The organism is Coraliomargarita sinensis, assembly GCF_003185655.1.
In the GTDB taxonomy this organism is placed as follows: Bacteria; Verrucomicrobiota; Verrucomicrobiia; order Opitutales; family Coraliomargaritaceae; genus Coraliomargarita_B; species Coraliomargarita_B sinensis.
Genome location: NZ_QHJQ01000019.1, coordinates 1 through 6,487, shown reverse-complemented (window position 1 = coordinate 6,487; position 6,487 = coordinate 1). Strand labels below are relative to the sequence as shown.

Annotated in this window: 7 protein-coding genes; all 7 read right to left on the bottom strand. The window is 45.1% G+C overall.

What is annotated here, in order from left to right:
- Positions 1–247 precede the first annotated feature (247 nt).
- A complete protein-coding gene (locus DDZ13_RS14950; protein WP_110132267.1) occupies positions 248–571 on the bottom strand; it encodes a hypothetical protein in 324 nt (107 codons plus the stop codon).
- A 262-nt stretch (positions 572–833) separates the two neighbouring features.
- A complete protein-coding gene (locus DDZ13_RS14945; RefSeq protein WP_110132266.1) occupies positions 834–1,274 on the bottom strand; it encodes a hypothetical protein in 441 nt (146 codons plus the stop codon).
- Positions 1,275–1,423: 149 nt separating this feature from the next.
- Complete coding sequence (locus DDZ13_RS14940; protein ID WP_110132265.1) at positions 1,424–3,295, bottom strand: leucine-rich repeat domain-containing protein; 1,872 nt, start codon at positions 3,293–3,295, stop codon at positions 1,424–1,426.
- A gap of 34 nt (positions 3,296–3,329) precedes the next feature.
- Positions 3,330–3,830 carry a hypothetical protein gene (locus tag DDZ13_RS14935; RefSeq protein WP_110132264.1) on the bottom strand — a complete coding sequence of 167 codons (501 nt, stop codon included), beginning with the start codon at positions 3,828–3,830 and terminating at the stop codon, positions 3,330–3,332.
- Between the two features lie 103 nt (positions 3,831–3,933).
- A complete protein-coding gene (locus DDZ13_RS14930) occupies positions 3,934–4,326 on the bottom strand; it encodes a hypothetical protein (RefSeq protein ID WP_146209397.1) in 393 nt (130 codons plus the stop codon).
- A gap of 636 nt (positions 4,327–4,962) precedes the next feature.
- Positions 4,963–5,703, bottom strand: a complete 741-nt coding sequence (locus DDZ13_RS14925; RefSeq protein WP_110132262.1) for a hypothetical protein — start codon at positions 5,701–5,703, stop codon at positions 4,963–4,965.
- A 26-nt stretch (positions 5,704–5,729) separates the two neighbouring features.
- The gene (locus tag DDZ13_RS14920) at positions 5,730–6,359 is read right to left on the bottom strand and encodes a hypothetical protein (protein WP_110132261.1); all 630 of its coding nucleotides are present in this window, start codon (positions 6,357–6,359) and stop codon (positions 5,730–5,732) included.
- Positions 6,360–6,487 lie beyond the last annotated feature (128 nt).

Genomic DNA, 6,487 nt, shown 5'->3' with positions numbered 1-6,487 from the left:
AAACACTCTTCGCTGGGCTATAAAAACCCGGTTCAGTTCGAGGAAAAAATCGCGCCCCCCATGGGGGGCATAGGAGCTAGCCTACCGGCTTGCATCAACCACAACTAAACATTATAACCACAACCTAGTAACGGAATCCTTTGTCCACCAATCTCAGGACACATCACTATCGCGACTGAAGCGCGGAGCGCGAAAGGAGTTGATAGCTGCGACTGGATCTACACTTCATTTTGTTTCTCCTAGGTGCTTATGATAAAATCTTAGCGACTGACAGAAGATAAACTCCGAGTGCTGATCCAGCTGCTATCGAAGAAATGACGACGGCTAAGGCAGTAATCCGTTTATTCTGGCGTGCTATCTCTCTCGTATTCGCGGCAATGAGTAAGGAATTTAGCATCGTGCCGTATTGGCTGGCTCGGTGTAGGTTCTGTGGATCATCGCTAGGGATGTATTTGAGCCAAGCGGCTACGATTTCCTGCAAGCGCTCATCACTTAATTCAAAGGCCTTTCCGTCACCAAACGTCTTATTTATTTCGTCCACGACATCTAGATTCTCTTTATCTTTATTCATTATTTTTGTGGCTGAAGATATTCATGACTGCCCAGAGCGCTAAAAACCCGACGATCAAACATGGAAGCAGCCAGATTCCTGCCGATCCGCTAAATGCTGAAAGAAGGCCAATCAAAGCAAAAAGGGCAATGAAGCTATAGACTAGAGTATGGCTTCCCGCTTTCGACATTTCATTCTTTCTGTAGATCGTCACGATGAGGCACCGATACAGCGGTAAGCGGTGCTGAGACTGGATTCAGAGTGGTCAAAATTTCCGTAAAGGTCAATCACGCGGCGGCTGTATCGGTTGTTCCTCCATCGACTTGTTCGTGCTTTCGATTATGATGTCGTAATGTTCGACAGTGTGGCCATCAACTCTGTGCTCAATTGATTTTAAAAATTCACTTATACCACCTGCTCCATAAACATTTACTTTAACAGTAAATGGTTCCTTCGACTCTCCTGCAATCGAGTTATCTAATCTGCTGTGGTAATCAGTTCCATTCACATTTATTTGTATTATGCTTGGTATTAAATCGTTTGTATCATTGCTGACGACTCGGTAGTTAATAAGAAAGGGGAAAGTTCTGTTTTCTCTTTCTACCCTGGCATGGTATCTGTTGACGGACGCTCGAACGATGTCAGCAACATGGAAGATAAGGGCTAGAAGAACGATTGTAACTACAATAGCCCAAAGGATCGATAGCTTTGATTCGTTTTTCATTCCTTTCACGAACGTAGAGACTAGTCACGGAGAGGCGCAGCCTCGGAGTTGACTACGTCGTCTTGATCTACTTTTTGTTTCGGAGGTATCGATAGCTGAAAATGTTCTGGCCCGTCGTTAATACTCGTCCCAAGTAATTATTCACCTTTTTATTTCTGCGTTACTGAGACACGATAAAAAGTAGACCCATTTCTGGGGCCAGAAATCTCTGCAGTCTGTTCGTCGTAGTCACCTGTGAAGCTAAGGCTGTCAAGGTTAGCCCATCCTTCCGGATCAGAGATATCCGTTGTTTCTTGGACACTGAAATTGAGATGCTCTCTGTGTGGCGCGTAGTGAATCTTTAAATTGTCATTCTCTAGGGTTAGCCATGCCTTCGCTCGGTCGCTTCCATCGCGTGGATTAGTTCCAAGCAAGGTTTCCAACCGATGACCAAAATTGTCTCCGTCTGAGTCGGCGTCAGGCCCACTCACTTCATAGGAGTGCGCTCCAAGCCATTCAGGTTCGGTAAAACCGTCCGCACTCTCATAAAAATAAATCGTAAGATCAGCAAACTGATCATCAAAAAATAGCTCTTCGGAAGAGGTTGGCGCATCTCCTTCGAAAGTGATATTCTTTAAGTTATAGCACTCGGAGAATGGATTGCTCCCCTCGTCGAACTGATTCATACTGTCTGGAATAATTATACTACTAAGGCTAGAGCAATATGAGAATGCATCGCCTCCTATATTTGTAATACCTTCCGGTAAAATTACTTCCCTGAGACTGCTGCAGCCTCTAAAAAGTTCCTCGCTCACGACCGTCAGCCCACCGGGGAGTTCGATTATGCGCAGGCTAGTGCAATCTGAAAAACCTCCTCGCCCGATAGTGATTAGACTCTCTGGTAACTGTAGGTCGGTCAATGAGGTGCAGTAGGCAAAGGCACTAGCGCCAATAGAATTGAGATTCTGAGGAAATACTATGCTAGTCAAATTTGTGCAGCGATAGAATGCTAGGTCGCCGATCGCAGTTACATTTTCATCGAAAGAGTATCCTCCGGTTCGACCGGATGGATAGCCAATTAGTGTTGTTCCGTTCTTATCAAACAAAACGCCCCCGATGCTGGAAAACGCGAGATTCTCGATTGCAACCGTAATGCTTGTAAGACTTGTGCATTGTGCAAAGGGGGCTCCTTCAATCGATGTGACGTTTGATGGAATGTGAATCGTTTCCAGCTTGGAACATCCCGCAAAGGCTCTAGTCTCTATTGCTTCTACAGTATTTGGGATGTCAACTGAAGTCAGTGATTCACAGTATTCGAACATGCGTTCACTAATAACCTTTAGACCAGAAGGTAGTCTGACGTCCTCTAGTAAGCGACAACCATTGAAAGCCGACTCTCCGATTGTGAGCACAGTGTCGGGAATATAGATTTCAGTTAACTTCTGGCAATAACCAAAGGCGAGATAACCGACATCTGTCAGACCGGAGGGAAGGCTCACGCTGGTCAAACCCGCAAAATGAAAAGCAGAACTCCCGATCGAGGTAACATTAGTGGGTATAACTATCTCACTGAGCTTACTGCAACCAGCAAAAGCACCTTCTCCTATCGTAGTCACGCTATCTGGTATTGTAATGCTATCTAACTCGCGACAATACCGAAACGTATTCAGTCGGATTGTCGTGATATTATCAGGGAGAGAGGCACTTGCTAGGCTGTAACATCTAAAAAACGCCCACTCTCCAATTTCATCTACAGTTTCAGGGATCACTACGCTAGTTAGCTGGTCGCAGTCATAAAATGCACGGTCGCCGATGCTTGTTACGTTTTTACCCCCAATGATGGATGGAATCAGAAGTTCCCCTGAAGCATCGGTATTACAGTCCGAGATGGCAACAGTGTCCGGTGATCCACCATCTTGATAAGTCAAAACGATATTAGTGCCCTCGACCTGAAAAGTCGCACCATGTCCAGCATTCAAGCAAATTGCCATCACTAAGAACAGGATACTTTTTTGTGGAACTTCTATCGTAAGTAGATTCATTTTTTTGTAGATCGTCGAGCTCTGGCGCGGCGCGTTAGCGACGTTGTCCAGAAGCGTCTGGTTCGAGTTTAGATTTTAAGTAGGCTATGATGTCGTCGTCGAAGTAGAATTCATCTGACCTATCCATTATAAGTCTATCTGGAATAGGCTCAACAATACCTCCGATTATCGAGTATGCTTCGATCAGCCTTCTTTGCCCGTTTTCTTGGTTTTCTCCGACGATCTGGATGATGTCCGGAACCCCGTCTCTGGTAAAATCGTCGATGCAGAAACCGTAGCCTTCCAAAGCTGGGCCATTGAAGATGGATGAAATCCGTCCATCCGTGAAAGATAGCGCCAATGCCGCATTTCCTTTTTCCTTTTCGAAGGGGCTAATTATGCAGAGGCTTAATTTATTTTCGTCTGTTGGGATATTCTGGCTAACCACTTTCACACCATCTCGAAACCAGATATGGCGAACAGCTTCTGTTCTTTCTGGATTCACTTTCTCTTTCTTCATTGTGACTTCCGCCTGAACGGAGAATGCTAGGGCCATGCAAAGAGGTATAAGGTGAGTCGATTTCATTTCTCGAACGATGAGGCCAGGCACCCAGCCTGACGGGTTAGTGGTTCAAGTGATTCTCGGATTTTCGGGCAGGTTACATGGGTTGACCTGTGCCGGCTGGTTCTGCCTTAAGTTTTCTGGAGCCGATAGACAATAGGATGAAACCAAAAATTGCCGAGAGACTTCCAATCAATAATGAGTCATCAAAATTGGATTGGGAGGATAACTTTTCGACAGTTGTAGCCCTTTTTCTTATTTTGTCTGTGATGATTTCTGAACCGCGAATTTCCTCAACTAACAGGAGAGCTTCTCTTTCCCTTATAGTCTCATCAATTCGAGATTCATTTACTTCCGAGATCCCCCAGAAAACGAAGACCATCCCAAGAAAGATCAGAGCTATTCCGGTGAGCCTAGAACTCGGATCTAATTCCTTCTTTGCTTTCAGCCACTTAGCTAGTGAGTAGTCATCGGCTAAATCGTGTTTCATTTTCTTTTTCGCAGAACGTGAAGGAGTCTCAAGGAGTGAGCGACGCAGGAGCGAACGGAGTTGAGACCTCCGACTGGATATAGTTTCCTGAGTGCCCAACGGCATCGAATCCGACAAGCACTTCTTCTTTCCTTCGAAATGTTTTTTTCCGGCAGAGCCGGGAACCGCTAATTTCCGCTAATTTTACGCTAATGGGGCTGATTCTCATTTTCATTCCTTCTCTTAATTAGCGTTCATTAGTGTCAATTAGCGGTTTCAAAATTCTCTTCTATATCGTAAAGCTCTGGCATCCCAGCCAGTGAGTTTAGTGGTTCAAGTGGTTATCGACTGTCCAGCGGCGTAAATGGGATTGACCAGCAGCGTCTGGATGTAGCTTTCAGGCTGGCTGGTGGGTGTGGATTGGTCGAGTGCCTTCTCTCATTTCTTCCCTGATTTTTAACCACACGTTCACCCGCAAAGCGGATTCACTGGAGGCACTGAGACACAGAGTTTTGATTTTTCTTTTTCTCCTCCGTGCCTTCGTGTCTCCAGCGCAGCGGGTGGTGAACATTCATTTTCTTCTACATCGTGGAGATGTGGCATGAAGCGAGCGACGAAGGAGCGAGCGGAATTGTCCACCATCGTCTTGATCTGAATTTATTCGGTGGCCCTCACAAAGAAGTTTTTGGGAGCACCCTCAAAAAACGAATAAGTATGTTTAGAACTCTGCAAAAACATGGGGGAGTCTGTCCACTCCTCTAGGTTGAAAGAGTGCTGGAGCTTCCCATAGAAGAGGACAGTGATGTCATCGTCACTGATGTCGACAATCTGGACTTCCGGCCTCACTGGGTGAACAACAGCAGAAATATGTTCTATGGTTCCGCTGTAATTTTCTTCAAACGAGTTGAGGTTACTTGGCGTGGTGATGGATAATGAAAAGCGTGCAAGGCTCAGATTCGTAAAATTCGGCGGATTTGGGAGTGTCCACAGACTATCAAATAAATCAGGACCCTCAAAATTGCACTCCATTCTCAAGTTTGTGTTTCCGTCGGACAGATAGCCGTCAGAAGACAAATTGAAATCTTCTTTATTCTCTTCAGACCAATCGACGAGGTGAGCGCCAGTATCATATTGATAGCTAAGCGTGTTACCATCAATGGTCATAGACAGTGGAAACGCTCGAAAGTTTGTTTGTAGCGGATAAATCATCGATGGACTAGGGAATTCTCCTTCAGCATCCAATTCGTATCTGAAGCTGCCTTTTATTTTCTCTCCGATTTGTTTCGTGCCTGCAGTAACAGTATCGATGGCTCCCTCGAAGAATACTTCTACATAATTCGAATATACTGAGGAGGTTCCCGTTAGTATAATGATTAGGGCTGCAGGTAATTTTTTCATTCTCAGATCGTCGAAGAGTGGCGCGCCTATGGCGTTGCCACCTCTGCCTGGTTGGATGCATTGCTTGTAATGATGTCTAAGTAGGTAACTAGAGTGAGGAAGTCTACCTGCTTACACTTTAGATTTATTTTCTCTGCATATGTTCGTCCGATGTTCATGCGCCACTCTGCGGATTCTCCCTGAGGATTGTAAATTAGCCACAACTTAGCTAGGATATCTTCGACTTCTGAGATGCTCATATCTTCAAATACCACCATAGGAAAAATAACGTCTCGAATATTAAATGGGTATTCACTTTCAATATTCTTAATTCTCTTTTCTGTTACGCCGATCCAAATGGTCTCCGTGTCCGATATATAGAATTCTTCCCCATTCATTTTAAGTAGCTCCGAAGCTACTTCTAGGCACGAAACTCCCTTCCCGGTGTATTCTATTTTCTTTTTCTTTCCCTCGGTAAAATCGAATGCAATCAAAGTAGGAGACATTTTGTACTTCGCGTAGATCGCCTGAGCTTCCGATTCGAGTTTCTTTAATGCAGTAAGAATCTCGTCCGCCTGAATCTCGATAGAATCGAATTTCGGTTCAAGAAGATTGCAGGCGGCTTCTCCAATAAGGGCAGAAACCGTAATTATTAAGGATGTGATTATTCTTTTCATCCAACGTCGAGGAGTCTCAAGGAGTGAGCGACGCAGGAGCGAACGGAGTTGAGACCTCCGATTGGTTAGGCTCCCCATGCAAAGAAATATACGATGCCGGTATCCTTGTCGACAACTGCGCAATTATA

Coding starts and splice junctions, on each gene's coding strand:
- DDZ13_RS14935 (WP_110132264.1), bottom strand. CDS start 3,830: ATGGCCCTAGCATTCTCCGTTCAGGCGGAAGTCACAATGAAGAAAGAG.
- DDZ13_RS14945 (WP_110132266.1), bottom strand. CDS start 1,274: ATGAAAAACGAATCAAAGCTATCGATCCTTTGGGCTATTGTAGTTACA.
- DDZ13_RS14920 (WP_110132261.1), bottom strand. CDS start 6,359: ATGAAAAGAATAATCACATCCTTAATAATTACGGTTTCTGCCCTTATT.
- DDZ13_RS14950 (WP_110132267.1), bottom strand. CDS start 571: ATGAATAAAGATAAAGAGAATCTAGATGTCGTGGACGAAATAAATAAG.
- DDZ13_RS14930 (WP_146209397.1), bottom strand. CDS start 4,326: ATGAAACACGATTTAGCCGATGACTACTCACTAGCTAAGTGGCTGAAA.
- DDZ13_RS14925 (WP_110132262.1), bottom strand. CDS start 5,703: ATGAAAAAATTACCTGCAGCCCTAATCATTATACTAACGGGAACCTCC.
- DDZ13_RS14940 (WP_110132265.1), bottom strand. CDS start 3,295: ATGAATCTACTTACGATAGAAGTTCCACAAAAAAGTATCCTGTTCTTA.